General features: G+C 73.5%; 15 protein-coding genes. 8 read left to right on the top strand and 7 right to left on the bottom strand.

The genetic code is table 11. The features are described 5' to 3' along the window. Positions 1 to 7 precede the first annotated feature (7 nt). Positions 8 to 940, top strand: coding sequence for an alpha/beta fold hydrolase (locus ACQPWW_RS01975; RefSeq protein WP_433128522.1), 933 nt, complete (start codon positions 8 to 10; stop codon positions 938 to 940). Positions 941 to 944: 4 nt separating this feature from the next. On the opposite strand, the gene ACQPWW_RS01970 is transcribed toward ACQPWW_RS01975, so the two are convergent. Together ACQPWW_RS01970 and ACQPWW_RS01965 are read right to left on the bottom strand one after the other, a co-directional pair. Continuing rightward, positions 945 to 1,310, bottom strand: coding sequence for a hypothetical protein (locus tag ACQPWW_RS01970; RefSeq protein ID WP_357805062.1), 366 nt, complete (start codon positions 1,308 to 1,310; stop codon positions 945 to 947). After that, entirely contained in the window at positions 1,307 to 4,237 is a 2,931-nt protein-coding gene (locus ACQPWW_RS01965) for an SseB family protein (RefSeq protein WP_433128520.1), read from the bottom strand. Before ACQPWW_RS01965 ends, ACQPWW_RS01970 begins: the two co-directional genes overlap by 4 nt. Positions 4,238 to 4,389: 152 nt before the next feature. On the opposite strand from ACQPWW_RS01965, the gene mycP reads away from it, so the two are divergent. After that, complete coding sequence (gene mycP / locus ACQPWW_RS01960) at positions 4,390 to 5,613, top strand: type VII secretion-associated serine protease mycosin (protein ID WP_433128518.1); 1,224 nt, start codon at positions 4,390 to 4,392, stop codon at positions 5,611 to 5,613. An 85-nt stretch (positions 5,614 to 5,698) separates the two neighbouring features. Here the strand turns inward: mycP and ACQPWW_RS01955 are convergent, their stop codons facing one another. Together ACQPWW_RS01955 and ACQPWW_RS01950 are read right to left on the bottom strand one after the other, a co-directional pair. Further along, positions 5,699 to 5,992, bottom strand: a complete 294-nt coding sequence (locus ACQPWW_RS01955; RefSeq protein ID WP_433128516.1) for a WXG100 family type VII secretion target — start codon at positions 5,990 to 5,992, stop codon at positions 5,699 to 5,701. A 22-nt stretch (positions 5,993 to 6,014) separates the two neighbouring features. Then, positions 6,015 to 6,335, bottom strand: a complete 321-nt coding sequence (locus ACQPWW_RS01950; RefSeq protein ID WP_393312295.1) for a WXG100 family type VII secretion target — start codon at positions 6,333 to 6,335, stop codon at positions 6,015 to 6,017. A gap of 290 nt (positions 6,336 to 6,625) precedes the next feature. On the opposite strand from ACQPWW_RS01950, the gene eccE reads away from it, so the two are divergent. The 4 genes from eccE (at position 6,626) to rarD (ending at position 10,523) form a co-directional block, all read left to right on the top strand. After that, positions 6,626 to 8,557, top strand: coding sequence for a type VII secretion protein EccE (eccE, locus tag ACQPWW_RS01945; RefSeq protein ID WP_433128513.1), 1,932 nt, complete (start codon positions 6,626 to 6,628; stop codon positions 8,555 to 8,557). Between the two features lie 60 nt (positions 8,558 to 8,617). Then, a complete protein-coding gene (locus ACQPWW_RS01940; protein WP_433128511.1) occupies positions 8,618 to 9,004 on the top strand; it encodes a phage holin family protein in 387 nt (128 codons plus the stop codon). 116 nt (positions 9,005 to 9,120) lie between these two features. Next, positions 9,121 to 9,618 carry a GNAT family N-acetyltransferase gene (locus ACQPWW_RS01935; protein ID WP_433128509.1) on the top strand — a complete coding sequence of 166 codons (498 nt, stop codon included), beginning with the start codon at positions 9,121 to 9,123 and terminating at the stop codon, positions 9,616 to 9,618. Next, the gene (gene rarD / locus ACQPWW_RS01930) at positions 9,615 to 10,523 is read left to right on the top strand and encodes an EamA family transporter RarD (protein WP_433128507.1); all 909 of its coding nucleotides are present in this window, start codon (positions 9,615 to 9,617) and stop codon (positions 10,521 to 10,523) included. Before ACQPWW_RS01935 ends, rarD begins: the two co-directional genes overlap by 4 nt. Before the next feature lie 37 nt (positions 10,524 to 10,560). Here rarD and ACQPWW_RS01925 read toward each other — a convergent pair whose 3' ends face one another. Further along, complete coding sequence (locus tag ACQPWW_RS01925) at positions 10,561 to 11,280, bottom strand: anti-sigma factor family protein (protein ID WP_433128505.1); 720 nt, start codon at positions 11,278 to 11,280, stop codon at positions 10,561 to 10,563. Continuing rightward, entirely contained in the window at positions 11,277 to 11,771 is a 495-nt protein-coding gene (locus ACQPWW_RS01920) for a sigma-70 family RNA polymerase sigma factor (RefSeq protein ID WP_030334158.1), read from the bottom strand. Before ACQPWW_RS01920 ends, ACQPWW_RS01925 begins: the two co-directional genes overlap by 4 nt. A 248-nt stretch (positions 11,772 to 12,019) precedes the next feature. Here ACQPWW_RS01920 and ACQPWW_RS01915 point away from each other — a divergent pair, with 248 nt between their 5' ends. Then, positions 12,020 to 14,134 (top strand): PhoX family protein, encoded by a 2,115-nt coding sequence (locus tag ACQPWW_RS01915; protein ID WP_433128503.1) that lies wholly within the window; start codon positions 12,020 to 12,022, stop codon positions 14,132 to 14,134. A gap of 114 nt (positions 14,135 to 14,248) precedes the next feature. On the opposite strand, the gene ACQPWW_RS01910 is transcribed toward ACQPWW_RS01915, so the two are convergent. Further along, complete coding sequence (locus tag ACQPWW_RS01910; protein ID WP_433128501.1) at positions 14,249 to 15,031, bottom strand: IclR family transcriptional regulator; 783 nt, start codon at positions 15,029 to 15,031, stop codon at positions 14,249 to 14,251. 154 nt (positions 15,032 to 15,185) lie between these two features. On the opposite strand from ACQPWW_RS01910, the gene ACQPWW_RS01905 reads away from it, so the two are divergent. Then, the gene (locus ACQPWW_RS01905; RefSeq protein ID WP_433128499.1) at positions 15,186 to 16,424 is read left to right on the top strand and encodes an MFS transporter; all 1,239 of its coding nucleotides are present in this window, start codon (positions 15,186 to 15,188) and stop codon (positions 16,422 to 16,424) included. Positions 16,425 to 16,430 lie beyond the last annotated feature (6 nt).

Here is a 16,430-nt window from a genome sequence, read left to right as displayed (position 1 = left end):
GTCTGCCATGACCGACCAGCGCGGCGGAGTCGTCGACGAGTCCTGTGTCCTCACCGAGGGGCCGTGGACGCACCGTTTCGTCGGCGCCAACGGCACCCGGTTCCATGTGGTCGAGGCCGGCACCGGGCCGATGGTGCTCTTCCTGCACGGCTTCCCGGAGCACTGGTGGGCGTGGCACCGGATGCTGCCGGCGGTCGCCGACGCCGGCTTCCGGGCGGTCGCCGTCGACCTGCGCGGCTACGGCGCCAGCGACAAACCACCCCGGGGGTACGACGGCTACACCCTCGCGGCCGACATCGCCGGGTTGATCCGTGCGCTCGGCGAACGGTCGGCGACGATCGTCGGCGGCGGCGTCGGCGGCATGGTGGGCTGGACGGTGGCGTCCTTCCACCCGGCCCTGGTTCGCCGGCTCGTGGTGTTGGGGGCACCACACCCGCTGCGACTGCGCGCCGGCATCTTCGCCGACCCACGCGGGCAGTTCGCCGCCTCCACGCCGGCGCTGAAGTTCCAACTACCCCGCTACGAGCACGTACTGACCCGGGACGGCGCGGCGGCGGTCGAGGAGATCCTGCGCCGCTGGGGCGGCCCACGCTGGGCCGCCGGGCCGGACTTCGAGGCGTACGCCGAGCGGTGCCGGGAGGCGATGTGCATCCCCCAGGCCGCGTTCTGCGCGTTGGAGGGCTACCGCTGGGCGTTCCGCTCGCTGCTGCGGCTGCACGGATACCGGTTCGTCCGCCTCATGCAGAAGCCGCTGTCCACCCCCACCCTGCAACTGCACGGCGCGCTGGACGCCGCCTCCCTGCCGCGTACCGCCCTGGGTTCCGGCCGCTACGTCGTCGCCCCCTACGAGTGGCGGCTGCTCGACGGGGTGGGGCACTTTCCGCACCTGGAGGCACCGGAGTTGGTGCTCGGCGAAATCCTGCGCTGGGCCAAGAGCTGACCGCTCAGACCCGCTGCTCCCGGAGGTCGGTGACCTCGGAGGCCGGCGCCCACCCCTGGTAGACGCCGAAGTCGAAGACCTCCAGCCGCATCGCCTCAGCCACCGGCCAGCGGCCACCTGTGTATTCCACCCGCAACCAGGCGTCGTGCTCGCCGAGCACGATGAACGGCTGGCCCTGCCACGTGCAGGTGGTCCGCACGTACGCCAGGTCCTCGATCTCGCTCGCCGGCAGCACCCGGACGTACCGGCCGGCGCGGACCTCCTCGAAGCCCTCGCCCGGCTCGCGTTGGTAGAGGCGGATGTTGTCGCCATCGGGGCTGGCCTGGTATTCCCGACCCTGCCACCGGGCCACGTAACCGTCGCGCATCACGCCTCACCGACCCGTCGCCAGACCACCGAGTCGGTGTCCAGTTCGGCGATCACCCGCTCGGTGCCGTCCGCGCCGATCCGCCACAGCTGTGTGCCGTGCGGGAGGCGCGCGCTGTCCACTTTGAACTCTGCCACCACGTCGCTGCTCTCGCCCGGGGCGAAGCCGTTGCCCCGGAACGGGGGGCGCTCGATGACCCACCCCTCCATGGCCCGCATCGCCGGCTCGTTCTGACCGCCGTACGGAATTCGGTAGAGGCTCGGCCGGTGCGCCGGCCAGCGCAGCACGTAGATCTCCTCGGCGTCCCTGGCGAACGGCGAACCGGGGTAGCTGAGGCCGAGCGCGTCGTGCACCTGGGCGGGCGTGGTCAGGTGGGCCAGCTCACCGGCCCGGTGCACGAAGCCGGAGACCCGGTCGTACCCGCGATCCAGGTAGTAGGCGAGCTGGCTGGGCGCGACCGCCTTCTGCATGACCGTCGGTCGGGTCGGGTCGACCACCGCCGGGGCGTACCGGGGACGGGCGGTGGGCTCCGCCACGGCCGGCGCTTCCTCCGGGTCCACCTCCAGGTCGTCACCGAGCCCCACCTCGGCGGCCCAGTTGGCCAACGCGACGATCTGCTCACCGGGCAGCTTGGCGCCGACCGGGGTGCCCGGGTTGACGGCGAACGACCAGTCCTCGTCGGGCCACCGCCGGATCAGTTGGGCGAACTTCACGCGGACGGTGACCACGTCGCCCTCGACGTGGTCGGCGAGGCGCTCCGGTGACGTGTAGACCACCACGTACGTCTCGCCGTCGAGCTGCGCCGTCCGCCAGACGAAGCCCGAATCACCGGGGCGGCTGCCGGGCAGCGACTCCGGCGCCGCCGGTAGCAGCACCCGGGCCAGCAGCAGGGTCGACAGGAACGTGTCGGTGCTGCCGGCGCCGGCAGCACCGAGGAGGTCCTCCTCGACGGTGTTGGCCGGCTCGAACTCGACAGGGGCCGGCTCGTCGGCGGGCGGCGGCCGACCGGAGCCGTCCGCGATCGCGCTCTCGCCGCTGTCGACCCGGTCCGCGCCGGTCACGCCGACCGACGAGCCGGCGATGTCGGTGTGATCGTCACTGACCGGGACGCCACCCCGGTCCTCGGTGTGCCCGCCGCCCGTGCCGACACCGCCCGGGCCGTCCGCGGTGTGCCCGCCATCCACCGGCCCGGTGAAGGGCGGCGCCGATGGGCTCGGACCGGGGTTGAACGAGGCGGGACCGGACGGGCGGGGGCCGGAGGACGACGGACTGAACAGGTCCGGACCGGAGGGCGCCGGACTGAACAGGTCCGGACCGGAGGGCGCCGGGTCGTACGGCCGCGGGGCGGCCCCGCCGGGGCGGGGCTGCCGGGGCGCGTCGAACGGGCCGCTGGTCTCGACCGGGTCGGTGAGGTCGCGGGACTCGATGATGGTGCCCTCGATGACGATGGGCGTGAAGCCGCGGCGCGGCGCGGGCGGGCCGGAGACCGGTTCCGCGACGGACGGCGGCAACTCCTCCACCGGCTCGAATCGGCGCGGCTGGTCGCGCGGGATCGCCTGGGTCTGCTCCGCCGACGGGCTGGGCCGCTCCGGCGATCGGGTCAGCGGCGGCTCACCCGTCATCCGGAAGGCGCGGGTCGGCTCCTCGGCCACGGGGCTGGGTCGGCGCGGCGGCAGGGGCTGGGTGATCTCCTCGCCGGTTGCCGGGGCGCGTACCCCCCGGGACGCACCGAGGTCGCCGGTCGGCGGCCGCAGCGGCCGGGTGGCGTCCGGATCCGTCATCGGAAAGGCCCGGGTCGCAGTCCCCTCGGCCGGCGCGTCGGCCGGGCGGCGGCGCGGGAAGGGCTGGCTGCCTCGCCCGAAGCGGGTCGGTGGGGCCGCTCGGTCAGCGGTGCGCCCACCGCCCGGCGTCGGGTCCGACGCCCGTTCCCGGGCGGTGGTGGGTTCGAAGAAGGAACGTCGAGCGGCCTGGGGAACACCGTTGCCGTTGCCCGCCGCCGGGCCGTCGGGGTCGCTCGGTCGGTGCGCTGTCGGCCAGCCCACGCCGGGTCCGGTGGCATCGGCCGGACGGTCGGGCGGCGCCAACGGCGTGAACCGGGATGGCCGGCCGGTGCGGGGCAGGGCGCCGCCGCCCAACGCGCCGGGTGGGGGCGGGTCACTCGGGCGCCGCTGACCGGCGGCGGGCAGGTCCTCGTCACCGGGTCGGCGCGACGGCTCGACGGGGCCGGGCGTCCGCGTCGCCGGGCCGGGCACGGGCGGCGCGCCGGCCGCCCGTGGCGCCGGACCCCACGCGGCCCTGCGGGGCGCGCCCGGGGCAGGCGGAACCGGGGCGGGCGGAACCGGGGCAGGCGCGACCGGGGCGGGCGCGACCGGGGCGGGCGCGACCGGGGCAGGCGGGGCCGGAGCAGGCCCAGACTGGGTCGCACCTGTCGTGGGAGGCGACCCGGCAGCCGGCCCGGCGTCCCGACCGGGCGCGCCGGTGCGGGTGCGGGCCAGGGTCTCCGCCCGCTCCAGCCGAGCGCGGGCGCCCATGGCGCGGCCGGGCAGGCGCACGTCGCCCCGGGAGAGTTGCGACACGAACCAGGCCGGCAGGTAGCCCTCGACCGGCAGGCCCGGGTTGACGGCGAGCCACCACTCCTGGTTGGGCCAGCCGACCGCGAGGTCGGCGAAGGGCACGCGTCGGTTGGTGCCGGAGTGCTCACCGAGGCAGACCCGCAGTGCGGCGGCGGACGTGAAGGCCAGCACGTGTGTCCGGCCACCGGTGGTCCAGGTGCCCCACCCGGGGGGTGCCTGGCCGGGCTGCGTCGGCGCGGAGACCGGAAGCAGCAGATCGGTGCGGGACAGGAGTCGGAAGTAGAGCTCCTGGTCGTTGGCGCGCAGCGCGTCGCGCATCGCCACCTCGGCCTCCGTGGCCGGCTCCCATGCGGTCACGGCCACCTCCCCTTCCGAGAACAGGCCACAGGTATCGCGTACAACCTACAAGGTGGTATCAAGATCACAATGGCTGGCCGTCGGCGGCCCACCGCGGCGCGGGCGAGGCGATAACATCCCGTCCCGGAGCCGACACGATACGGAGGCTGTCGATGTCCCGATCGATCACGCGCCCGGTCCTCGCAGGTCTGGCCGCGAGCCTGCTGACCGTACCGGCCCTCCCGAGCGCCACCGCCACCGCCGGGCTCCGGACGGCACCGGCGTGCGCGACCCCACTCGCCCCGGTCCGGCCGGTCACCGCCACACCGTGGCCACAGCAACGGTACGACCCGACCCGCCTCGCGCCCCTGGCCACCGGCGCCGGGGTGACAGTCGCGGTGGTCGACTCCGGGGTCGACCGGGCGCACCCCCAGCTGGTCGGGCGCGTGCTGGCCGGCACCGATCTGCTCGACCGCGGCGGCGACGGCGGTCGGGACTGCGCCGGGCACGGCACCGGTGTGGCGAGCATCATCGCGGCGACGCCCCAGCCCGGGGTCGCCTTCCGCGGTCTGGCGCCGGGTGCCCGGATCCTGCCGGTGCGGGTGAGTGAGCAGCAGGTGGTGCAGGGACGGGAGTCGGGGCGTACGGTCAGCGCCGACGAGTTCGCCGAGGCCATCCGGTGGGCCGTGGACCACGAGGCCGACGTGGTGAACCTGTCGGTCGTGTTGTACGCGGACGACCCGGAGGTCCGTTCGGCGGTGCGGTACGCGGTCGACCGGGACGTGGTGCTGGTGGCCGCCGCCGGCAACCTGCACGACGGTGGGAATCCCCGACCGTTTCCCGCCGCCTACGACGGGGTGCTCGGCGTGGGGGCGATCGGCGCGGACGGTGGCCGGGCGACCTTCTCGCAGACCGGTGCGTACGTCGACCTCGTCGCACCGGGCAGCGAGGTGCTGACCGCCGCCCCCGGGTCGGGCCATCACCAGGTCGAGGGCACCAGCTACGCCGCGCCGTTCGTGGCCGCCACCGCCGCGTTGCTGCGCGAGTACCGGCCCGAGTTGACAGCGGCCCAGGTGGCGGAACGGATCATCGCCACCGCCGATCCGGCTCCCGACGCGGGCCACGGCGGCGGGTACGGCGCCGGCGTGCTGAACCCGTACCGCGCGGTCACCGAGACCGGCGGCGGTCGGGTGGCCGGACCCCGACCGGTCGCCATGCTCGCCGCCGACCGGGCCGACCCGGCGTCGCTGGCCCGCCAGGCCCGCCGGGCGAACGCGCAGAAACGCGCCCTGCTGGTCAGCGCGGCGGTCGGCACGATGACGGCCACCGTGGCGCTGCTCGCCCTGGTGGTGCCCCGCGGCGCCCGCCGACGCTGGCGCCCGGCCGACCCGGCCTGACGCCGACAGCTGACCGCCCGGACCGACGACCCGCGGCGGCCGGGCGGCTGACCGGGACACGGTCAGCGCTCCCGACGCGCCGCGCTCACTGGAACAGCCCGGTGTTCTTCTTTTCGGTGTCCAGGTAGTCGGTGGCCGAGTCGTGCACCGCCACCTTGATGTCCCGCAGCATCGCCTGAAGATCCTGCGAGGCGGACCGCCACCGCGCCTGCCGCTGCTCGTAGGCCTGACGGGCCTCGCCCGTCCAACTCGCCACCAGCGGGGCGGCATCTCGTTCGAGTTGGCCGAGCTGCGAGTCGAGCGTGTTCAGCGCCTTCTGGATGTCCGCGCCGGCCTGGTGGAGCGCGGCGAAGTTGACGACCAGCACACCATGGTCCATCGGATTTCCCTCCCCAGCGGGATCAGAGCGGCAGCTGGATGCCGCCGCGATTGGTGCCGGCAACCCGGCTGGCCACCTCGTCGTCGGAGACGTCGTACTGCCGGCCGGCGGTGCGGATCGCCCCGGCGGTCTCCCGCAGCGCCCGGTGCAGCGCCGCCTGGTCCTGTGACCACTGCTGCTTGACCTGCTCGAATGAGCGGCCACCAGCACCACGCCAGGCCTGCTGCAACACCTGCAACTCGGCCAGCAGGCCGGTCAGCATGGACTGCAACGACTGGTCCACCTGCTCGAACTTCGCGGCGGTCTGCTGCATCACCGCGGCTTCTGCCTGGGTCTGGGACACCCGGACGTCACCTCGTCTCCCTGATCGCACCTTGGCCGTCGACGCGCCCGCCCTGTGAACGCGTCGTTCGCTTGGCCCGGTCGTCGAGCACTGAGACGCGGGTCAGCGATGACTTCGTGGCTGACGGTAGCGGCCTCGTTGCGGTTCTGCTACCCCCTCCGTCTCCCCTGTGGACAACCACGTGAGCCATCGGTCGCTTACGATGTGCCGCAGCCACGTCGCGGCGTGTGACGGGCCGTCGCGGGGCGGGCCGGCCGCGCGACCCGGTCCCCACTGGTCGAGGAGGCACGGTGCCGGCGATCACCACCGGAGGGCCGCACCCGGCGACCCCGGTCGGGTCCGGGCCGAGCGCCGCCCCGCCAGCGGCCGGACCGGGTGAGCCGGCCGGGTCGGGCCGATCCGCCGAGGTCGGCCTGGACCCGAGCGGTCTGCGTACACCCCGTCGTCGATCAGCAGTGGACCGCTGGGCCCGGTCCGATCGGCGGGCCGGCGCCGGGGTACGGGCCGGACAACTGGTTGCCGCACAGGTCGCGGCGGCGCTCGTCCTCACCGCCCTCGGCCGGCCCGCACCGGTCGTCGTCGCGGTCGCACTGGTGGCCGTGCTGCTGCTGGCGGTCGCCGGGGTCCGGTTCCGGGGTCGGTGGCTCTTCGAGTGGCTGGGCACCGCGGTCGGGCACCTGACCCGCCGCCGGGCGCTCGCCGGGCCGTCCGGAGCGGCCGAACTGCTCGACCTTGTCGCTCCCGGCACCGTCGTGCGCTCGACCGAGCTGACCGGAGGCCCGGCCGCCGTTCTGGAGGACACCGCGGGCATGGTGGCGCTACTGGAGCTCGGCGACCCCGGGGACCTGCTCGGTGACGTGTCCCGGGCGCTCCCCGCGCCAGCCGCGTTGCTGCCCCCGGCCGCTCCCGACGCGCCCCCGCTGCGGGTCCAACTGCTGCTCGCCGGGGCACCGGCACCGGTGCCGGCCGCGGGTGGCACGGCCGGCACGTCGTACCGGCAGCTCACCGACGGGCGGCTCGCCGGGCGGGAGCGGGCGGTGGTGGCGATCCGGGTGCTGCGGGTGGACGGCTGGTCGGAGGAGGACCTGCGCCGGGTGCTCGCCGGCACGGTACGTCGCGTCGTCCGCCGGTTCGGACCGCTGACCGCGCGCCCGCTCGGCGTACCCGCGGCCCTGCGTGTCCTGGCCGAGTTGGCCCACCACGACGGCCAGCCGGTGCGGGAGTCCTGGCCGGCGCTGCGGTCCGGCACCCTGGTGCAGGCCACCTTCCGGCTGGTCCGGTGGCCAGAGGCGGGCGCCACGGGTGGGCGGCGGCTGGTGCCCCGGCTGCTCGCGTTGCCGGCGACCGCGACGACAGTGTCGATCACGGCGGGTCCGTCGCCGAGCACCGGCGCCGGCCCGGCGCCGACCGAGCTGACCGTAAGGCTGGCCGCCACGACGGCGACCGAGTTGACAGCGGCCTCCGAGGCGCTGCACCGCCTGGTGACCGACCTGGGCGGGGAGCTGCGACGCCTCGATGGCGCCCACCTGCCCGGGCTGGCCGCCACGCTGCCGCTGGCGCTGACCACACCCGGGGCGCGGCCCCGCATCGCGATGGACGACTGGGACCTGACCCTCGGCGACGCGGGCATGATGGTCGGCACGAACCGGCACGGCAGAGCCGTCACAGTGCGACTCTTCCGGCCGGAGAGCACCCGGGTGCTGCTCGTCGGCGGGGCGCGCGCGGCCCAGTTGGTGACCCTGCGCGCACTGGCACTCGGTGCGCTGGTGGTGGTGCAGACCGCACGGCCGCGCGTCTGGGAGCCGTTCGTCCGGGGGGTGGGCGCGCCGGGCGGGACGATCCCGCTGCTCCCGCCCGGTCGACCGGTCGCCGACGGGGTGGGGACCGCCCTGCGTCCGTTGCTGCTCGTCGTCGACGCCGGGCCGGTGACGGCCGAGGCCGAGCCGGGTCCGCCGTGGCGGGCCACGCTTGTCGTACGGGACGAGTTGACCTCCGCCGACGTCGACGCGTTGAGCCGGGCCGACCTCGCGTTGCTGCAACCGCTTGACGCCAACGAGGCAGCGCTGGCCGGGGTTGCCCTGGGGCTGGGCGGCTCGGCGGAGTGGCTGACCCGGATCCGGGACGACATGGTCGCCGTTGTCAATCGGCGGGCGCTGCGCTGGGCGCTGCTCTCCCCCACGCCGATCGAGTCACAACTGATCGGGCGGCCGTCGCGCGGCTGATCCACCCGCATGGTCAACTGCGGGTTACGCCGGTGCGAGGTCCGTGGCACGATCCCCGCCATGGGTTTTCTGAAAGGTCTGCTGATTCGGCTGGCCAGCACAGCGCTGGCGTTCTGGCTGGCCACACTCCTCATCCCGGGCATCTCTCTGGAGTCGGACTCCGCCACCGAGACGGTCACCACGCTGCTCCTGGTGGCGGTGATCTTCGGCGTGGTCAACGCGGTCCTCCAGCCGGTCATCAAGACCGTCGGCTGTGGCTTCTACCTGCTGACCCTGGGTCTCATCGCGCTTGTGGTGAACGGGCTGCTGTTCCTGCTCACCAGTTGGATCGCCGACCAGGCCGGGCTGCCGTTCACGGTTGACGGTTTCTGGCCGGCCGCGGTGCTCGGCGCCCTGTTCGTGAGCATCGTGACCTGGATCCTCGGCGCCGTCCTCGACCGGGACTGACGTTCACGGGCCGGCACCGATCCGGCCTGCCGAGGGGCTACGACAACGGCCGGCCAATGACCAGACTCTGGGAATTGGCCGGTCTGGCCGTCCACCCCGGCGGCTAGCGTCGCAGCGTGTTCTCGCTGACTCGCACCGACGGCTACCTGCTCAGCACCGACCCCGCCCGACTCGATCTGGCCCTTGTGCACCTCTGGTTGTCCACCGACGCGTACTGGGCCCTTGGTCGGGACCGGGAGACCACGGCACTGGCGTTCGCCGGCTCGCTGCCGTTCGGCGTCTACCGGCCCGAGGACGACCGGCAGGTGGCGGTGGCCCGGGTGGTCACCGATGGCGCCACCTTCGCGTGGCTCTGCGACGTCTACGTCGACCGCGCCGAGCGGGGCCGCGGGTTGGGCGGCTGGCTGGCCGGCGCCATCCGCGACCACCTGGACGACCTCGGCGTCCGCCGAATCCTGCTGGCCACGAACGACGCGCACCAGGTGTACGCGCGGGTGGGCTTCACGCCGTTGGACGTGCCGGAGCGGTGGATGCAACTCGACCGGCGTACACCCGTGACGCCGGTCACCGGAAAGGAGCAAAATACCAGTATGCCCCTTACGGTGGAGCGGTGACGCCACTCCGCCTGGGATACCTCTACGGCTTCGGCGCGTACCTGCTCTGGGGCTTCTTTCCGCTCTACTTCAAGCTGTTGCGGCCGGCTGGGCCGCTGGAGGTACTGGCCCACCGGGTCGTCTGGTCGGTGGTCTTCGTGGCCCTGCTGCTGGCAGCGCTGCGCAACATCGGCTTCCTCCGGGCGCTGGTGCGACGCCCCTGGGCGGTGGCCGGGATCGTCGCCGCCGCCGCGCTGATCGCCGTCAACTGGGGCACCTACATCTACGGGGTCAACTCCGACCGGGTGGTCGAGACCGCGCTCGGCTACTTCATCAATCCGCTGGTCGTGGTGCTGCTCGGGGTGACGGTGCTGCGGGAGCGGCTCCGCCCGGCACAGTGGCTGGCGCTGGGCATCGGCGCGTCGGCGGTAGTGGTGCTCACAGTGGACTACGGCCGCCTGCCCTGGCTGGCGTTGACGCTGGCGTTCAGTTTCGCCGGCTACGGCCTGGTCAAGAAGCGGCTCGGGCTGCCGGCGGCGGAGGGTCTCTTCGTCGAGTCGGCGGTGCTGGCCCTGCCGGCGTTGGGTTACCTGGCCTGGCTCACCAGCCGCGCCCAGTCCACCTTCGGCCACGTCTCGGCCGGGCACACCGTGCTGCTGGTACTGGCCGGCGCGGCCACGGCGATCCCGCTGCTCCTGTTCGCCGGGGCGACCAACCGGCTACCGCTGAGCGGTCTCGGAATGATCCAGTACGTGGCGCCGATCCTTCAGCTCGGCTGCGGCGTACTCATCTTCCACGAGCCGATGCCGCCGGCCCGCCTCGCCGGCTTCGCGCTGGTCTGGCTCGCCCTCATCGTCTTCACCGCCGATGTCGTCCACAACTCCCGCCGAACCCGAACCGCCAGGCAACCCGCCCTGGTCCCCTGACCCGCGCCCCCTCGTCCCGGTACGGCGCACCGACGTCTCAGGGCACCGCGTAGGTGAGGATCGGTGTGCCGTCGGCCCGTTGGAGTTCCACGCTGACCAGCTCGGCATCGGTGAACCTGGTGGCACCGGTGAACTGGAGGGCGTCGCCCGGTGCGGCCAACCAGGAGCCGATCTGTTCGCTGGCCCCGCTCGGGCCGCGCGCCACCAGCCGGAACGGATACGCCTTGCCGTAGCTCGACCGGGCGTCGTACCCGCAGCGCATTGTCACCTGGGTGCCCCACTTGGTGCCCATGAGCCCGATGTCGGCATGCACCGGCCCGGTGCTGGCCACCGGACGCATGGCGACCATCGACACCTGCGGTGCGGGCGTGCTGCCCTGGGCCACCGGCGGGCCGGACTGGTCCGCGGGCCGGGGCAGCACCACTGCGGTGCCCACACCGACAAGCAGGGCCAGCCCGGCGGCGGCCAGGGTGGTCAACGCGTAGCGTCGCCGGTCGCTGGCGCGCTCCCGACGCCGGCGACGCCGGGCCTCCTCCAACAACGCGGGCACCCGGGGCGGGGCCGGCGGCGGCAGGATCTGCTCCAACCCCGCCGGGTCGAGCCGCCCGAGCAACCCGGGCAGGACGGCGATCTCGGCGACCGCCTCCCGGCAGGACGCGCAGCCGCCAAGGTGCCGCTCGTAGGCCGCCCGCTCGGCGGGGGCCAGGGCACCCAGCACGTACGCGCCATCGTCGTGCGCGAACTCGCACCGGGTCATCCCGTCACTCCCATCTCAGCCAGGACCAACCGTAGGGACCGCAGCGCGTAGTGGGTGCGGGACTTCACGGTCCCCGGTGGCACGCCCAGCCGGGACGCCGCCTCGGCCACCGACCGTCCCTGGTAGAAGCACTCGACAAGCACTTCCCGGTGGGTCGGGCTGAGCCGGTTGAGCGCCTCGGCGACGGTCCACGCCTCCACCGCCCGCTCGGCCTCGTCGATCACCTCCGGCGGTTCGGGAAGGTCGTCGGTGAAGACCTCGCCGACCCGGGTGGAACGCCGCCGCCAGGCGTCGATGGCCAGGTTGCGGGCAGTGGTGAAGAGCCAGGACCGCACCGAGCCGCGCCGCGGGTCGAGTGACTCGGGATGTCGCCAGGCCCGCAGCAGCGTCTCCTGCACCAGGTCCTCGGCTCGCTGCCGGTCGCCGTTGACCAGCCGCAGGGCATGGGCGTACAGCGCCTCCGCGTGCTCGTCGTGCAGCGCGCGCAGCAGTTGGGCGTCGTGGTCGCTGATGGCGGTCTCCCTCGCTTCCGGCGCGCGTCCGGCGTTGCGTTCGCTCGGGAATACGTGCGGTCACGCCGATCGGTTCAGCCCGAGGTCAGACCGGTTACGTGCGGTAGCCGCCCGCACAGGTGTTCATGGCCGGTTCACATCGTGGCCGACGCACGCTCACCGCGTCCTCCTAGCGTCCGCCTGGTACGCCGCCCGCCGTGCCACACACTTCTCTGGAGGCCTCCCCCATGAGCGACCGTCCCCGGCTGCTCCCGCTGCTGACCGGCAGCCGCCATGGCACCCGTGACGCGATGACCTGTCTGTACCGCTGCGGAAACGCCTGTGACCACCCGGTCCCGAACACCTCCGACAACGCGTACTTCGGAGACGTGGTGAACGCGGAGGTCTCGCGGCGCGGCGTGGTCCGGGCCGGCGCGGTCGGCGCACTGGTCCTCGGCTTCGGCGGCGCGGTCGCCGGCGCGGCCCCGGCCCTGGCGGCCCCCGCCACGCCGGACGTCCCGGAGGCCTTCGGCTTCGGCCGGCCCAGCACCGGGGTCGGCAACGGCGCGCTGACCTTCAAGCCGATCCCACCGAACAAGCTGGACACGCTGCTGGTCCCGAACGGCTACGACCACGCCGTGGTGATCAAGTGGGGTGACCCGGTGCTGCCGGGCGCGCCCGAGTTCGACCTGCACCACCAGACCGCCGCGGCGCAGTCCCGGCAGTTCGGTTACAACAACGACTTCGTGGGCGTGCTGCCGCTGGACAAGCAGGGCCGGCGCGCGCTGCTCGTGGTCAACCACGAGTACACGAACGAGGAACTGATGTTCCCGGGCTTCCCCGGCCTGGACGGGCTCTCCGTCGAGCAGCTCCGCACCACGATGGCCGCGCACGGCATGTCGGTGGTGGAGGTGGAGCGGGTCGCGGGCACCGGGCAGTGGAAGCCGGTCGACACCGGCCGACGACCCTACAACCGGCGGGTCACCGCGCTCAGCACCAAGTTCGACCTGACCGGCCCGGCCGCCGGCTCGGCCTGGCTGAAGACCGCCGCCGACCCCAGGGGTCGTACGGTCGTCGGCACGCTGAACAACTGCTCCGGTGGCGTGACCCCGTGGGGCACTGTGCTCTCCGGTGAGGAGAACTTCAACCAGTACTTCGTGGGCGCCGACGCGGCCCCGGCCGAGCTGAAGCCGAAGTTGGACCGTTACGGCATCAGCACCGCGAGCCGCTACCCCAGCGGCAGCCGCAAGTGGGAGCGCGCCGACGAGCGCTTCGACCTGGCCAAGCACCCCAACGAGGCGCACCGGTTCGGCTGGGTCGTCGAGATCGACCCGTTCGACCCGGAGAGCCGCCCGCGCAAGCACACAGCGATGGGCCGGTTCAAGCACGAGGGCGCGAACGTGATCGTCGCGAAGGACGGCCACGTGGTCGCGTACCTGGGCGACGACGAGCGGTTCGACTACCTCTACAAGTTCGTCTCGGACCAGAAGTTCCTGAAGGGCAACTCCTGGGCCGCCCGCAAGCACAACCTGACCCTGCTGGAGTCCGGCACGCTCTACGTGGCGAAGCTCGACCAGACCAGCGCCGCCGAGATCGACGGCTCGGGCCAGCTCCCCACCGACGGCGCGTTCAACGGCCGGGGGCGCTGGATCAAGCTGGTCAGCGGCAACCGGTCGTTCGTCGACGGGATGACTGCCGCGGACGTGCTCACCTTCACCCGGATCGCCGGTGACAAGGTCGGCGCGACCAAGATGGACCGCCCCGAGGACGTCGAGCCGAGCCAGCTCACCGGCAAGGTGTACGTGGCGCTGACAAACAACACCGACCGCGGTAAGGCCGGCAAGGCCGCGGCGGACGAGGCCAACCCGCGCAACGCCAACAAGCACGGGCAGATCCTGGAGCTGGTCGAGGACCGCAACGACAACACGGCGGAGACCTTCGCCTGGTCGCTGCCGATCGTCTGCGGCGACCCGACCGACCCGTCGACCTTCTTCGCCGGGTACGACAAGACCAGCGTCTCCCCGATCTCCTGCCCGGACAACGTCGCCTTCGACGCCACCGGCAACCTGTGGATCTCCACCGACGGCAACGCGCTGGGCAGCAACGACGGTCTGTTCGCCACCGCCGTCGAGGGCCCGGAGCGGGGGCACCTCAAGCAGTTCCTGACCGTGCCGCTCGGCGCGGAGACCTGCGGGCCGTTCATCACCGGCGACAACCGCTCGGTCTTCGTCGCCGTGCAGCACCCGGGTGAGATCACCGGCGCCTCGGTGGAGAACCCGGCCTCGAACTGGCCCGACGGCGACTACGCCAAGCCGGGCGTGGTGGTCACCTGGCGGCTCGACGGCGGCCCGGTGGGCAGCTGACGGCGTCGCTGCGGTCGGTGGACCGCTGAACCTCACCTCACGGCGGGTCCGGCGCCGGACCGCCACGAGAGGCCCTCTCCCAGCCCGGGAGAGGGCCTCTCGCCGTCGAGGCGGTCAGGTGTCGGCGGTGATGCCGTCGGCGACGCTACGGGCGACGGTGAGCAGCTTGGCGCGGACCACCCGGGCGGAGGTCATCATCTCGCTGGCCGGCAACGCGCAGGCCAGCACGACGCGGCGTTCCATGTCCTTGTCCGGCGCGACGAGCACCGCCGCGCACGCCACCCCCTGGCGGAACTGGCCCATCTCCAACTGCATGCCGCGCCGGTCACCGGCGGCCAGGTCGGCCTCGAACGCCTCGGTGGTGGTGAGCGTGGCGCTGGTGAACGGGCGCATGCCGTACTCCCGCAGGTAGCGGTAGCGCTGGTCGGCGGTCAGGGTGGCGAGCAGCGACTTGCCGAGAGCCGTCGCGTGCGCCCCCTCGTCGAAGCCGGGGACCAGGTCCTCCAGGTAGGGCGAGCGGTGCCCCTCGGCGACCGCCGTGAGCGCCACCTGCCCACCGACGAAGCGACCCAGGAAGTGGCTGTAGCCGGTGTCCAGAGCGGCCCGCCGCAGCGTCTCACCGACCACCGGCGGGCCGCGGAACGCCGTCACCAACTCCCGGTAGCGGTCGGCCACCTCCAACCCCACGATGTACGTGCCGTCCTCGCGACGGATCACGTAGCCCTCGTAGGCGAGCGTGCGGACCAGGTGGTAGGTGGTGGCCACGGTCAGCTCGCACCGCCGGGCGATCTGCTTGACGGTCAGGCCTTTCGGGGCACGACCGACCGACTCCAACACCCGCAGCGCTCGGGACACGCTGCGGATCAGGTCCGAAGGTTCTGCCAAGGGGTCGCGCACAACCACCTCCGCCGCCGGGGACTTACACCATATGAAATACAGGCCCACTGCGAAATGCCTGTTCGGGTGGAGGATGCCAGATCATCACCCACAGCGTGTACCCCGGTGGTCACCAAGAGTGGCCCGAGCAGGGTTCACGTAGCTTTGCCGGACGATGACCAACACCGTCTCCACCTCCGACCCGACCCTCGCCCGACCCCACCCGGTCCGGGCCAGCGCCGGCGCAGTCGTCACCACGGTGGCCTGTGTGCTGCCCGTCTTCCTGCTCGGCGGTCTCGCCGTGCAGATGGGCGCCGACCTCGGTTTCTCCCCGGCCGGCCTCGGCCTGGCCGTGGCCGTCTACTTCGGGGTCAGCGCGCTGGCCTCGGTACCCTCCGGCCGGCTGGTCGAGCGGTACGGGCCGGCCCTGGTGGCCCGCTGCGGCATCGCGCTGGCCGCCGGGTCGATGCTGGCCGTGGCCGCCTTCGCCAGGTCGTACCCGATGCTTGTCGGCCTGCTGGCGCTCAGCGCCGCCGCGAACGCGCTCGGCCAGTTGGCAAGCAACGCGGCGCTGGCCCAGCACGTGCCGGCCCGACGGCAGGGGTTGTCGTTCGGCGTCAAGCAGGCCGCCATCCCCGCCTCCACCCTGCTGGCCGGGGCGGCGGTGCCCACCTTCGCGCTCACCGTCGGCTGGCGCTGGGCGTTCGTGGCCGCCGCCGTGGCCGCGCTGACGACGCTGCCCGCCGTACCCCGGCAGTTGCCCGGCCAGGCACCGCGGACCGGCGCGTCCCGCGCGGGCCGGGCGACTGGGGCACTCGTGGTGATCGGCGCGGCGGCGACGTTGGCCGCGGCCGCCGCCAACACGCTGGGAACCTTCCTGGTGGACTCCGCCGCGACTCGGGGCCTCTCGCCCGGTCTCGCCGGCCTCACCCTGACCCTGGGCGGCACGGTCTGCATGGCGTCCCGGGTGGGCGCCGGCTGGTTCGCCGACCGGCGCGACACCGGTCACGTGGCCCTCATCGCCGCGATGCTCGTCGTCGGCGCGGCCGGGCTGGCCCTGCTCGCGTTGACCGGCTCGGTGCCGCTGGTGGCCGGTGTCGTGCTCGGCTTCGGCCTGGGTTGGGCCTGGCCCGGCCTTGTGAACTTCGCGGTGGTCCGGCTCCACCCGCAGTCACCGGCCACGGCCACCTCGATCACCCAGACCGGGGTGTACGCGGGCGGCTGTCTCGGCCCGCTGAGCCTCGGCCCACTCGCCGCCCACGTCGGCTACCCCGCCATGTGGACCACGGCGGCGGTGGCGATGCTGCTCGCCGCCGCCCTCATGCTCGTCGGCGGTCGCCTGTTGACCGCCGCCCGCCCCGACCAACGTGGTCAGGACGTGGCGGCCCGACCACACGGCGCGGTGCCGCTGTGACGTGTG

The organism is Micromonospora sp. CA-240977 (genome assembly GCF_050942285.1).
Lineage (GTDB): Bacteria > Actinomycetota > Actinomycetes > Mycobacteriales > Micromonosporaceae > Micromonospora.
Note: the sequence above shows the minus strand (reverse complement) of the source record. Positions and strands in the feature narration are given on the sequence as shown.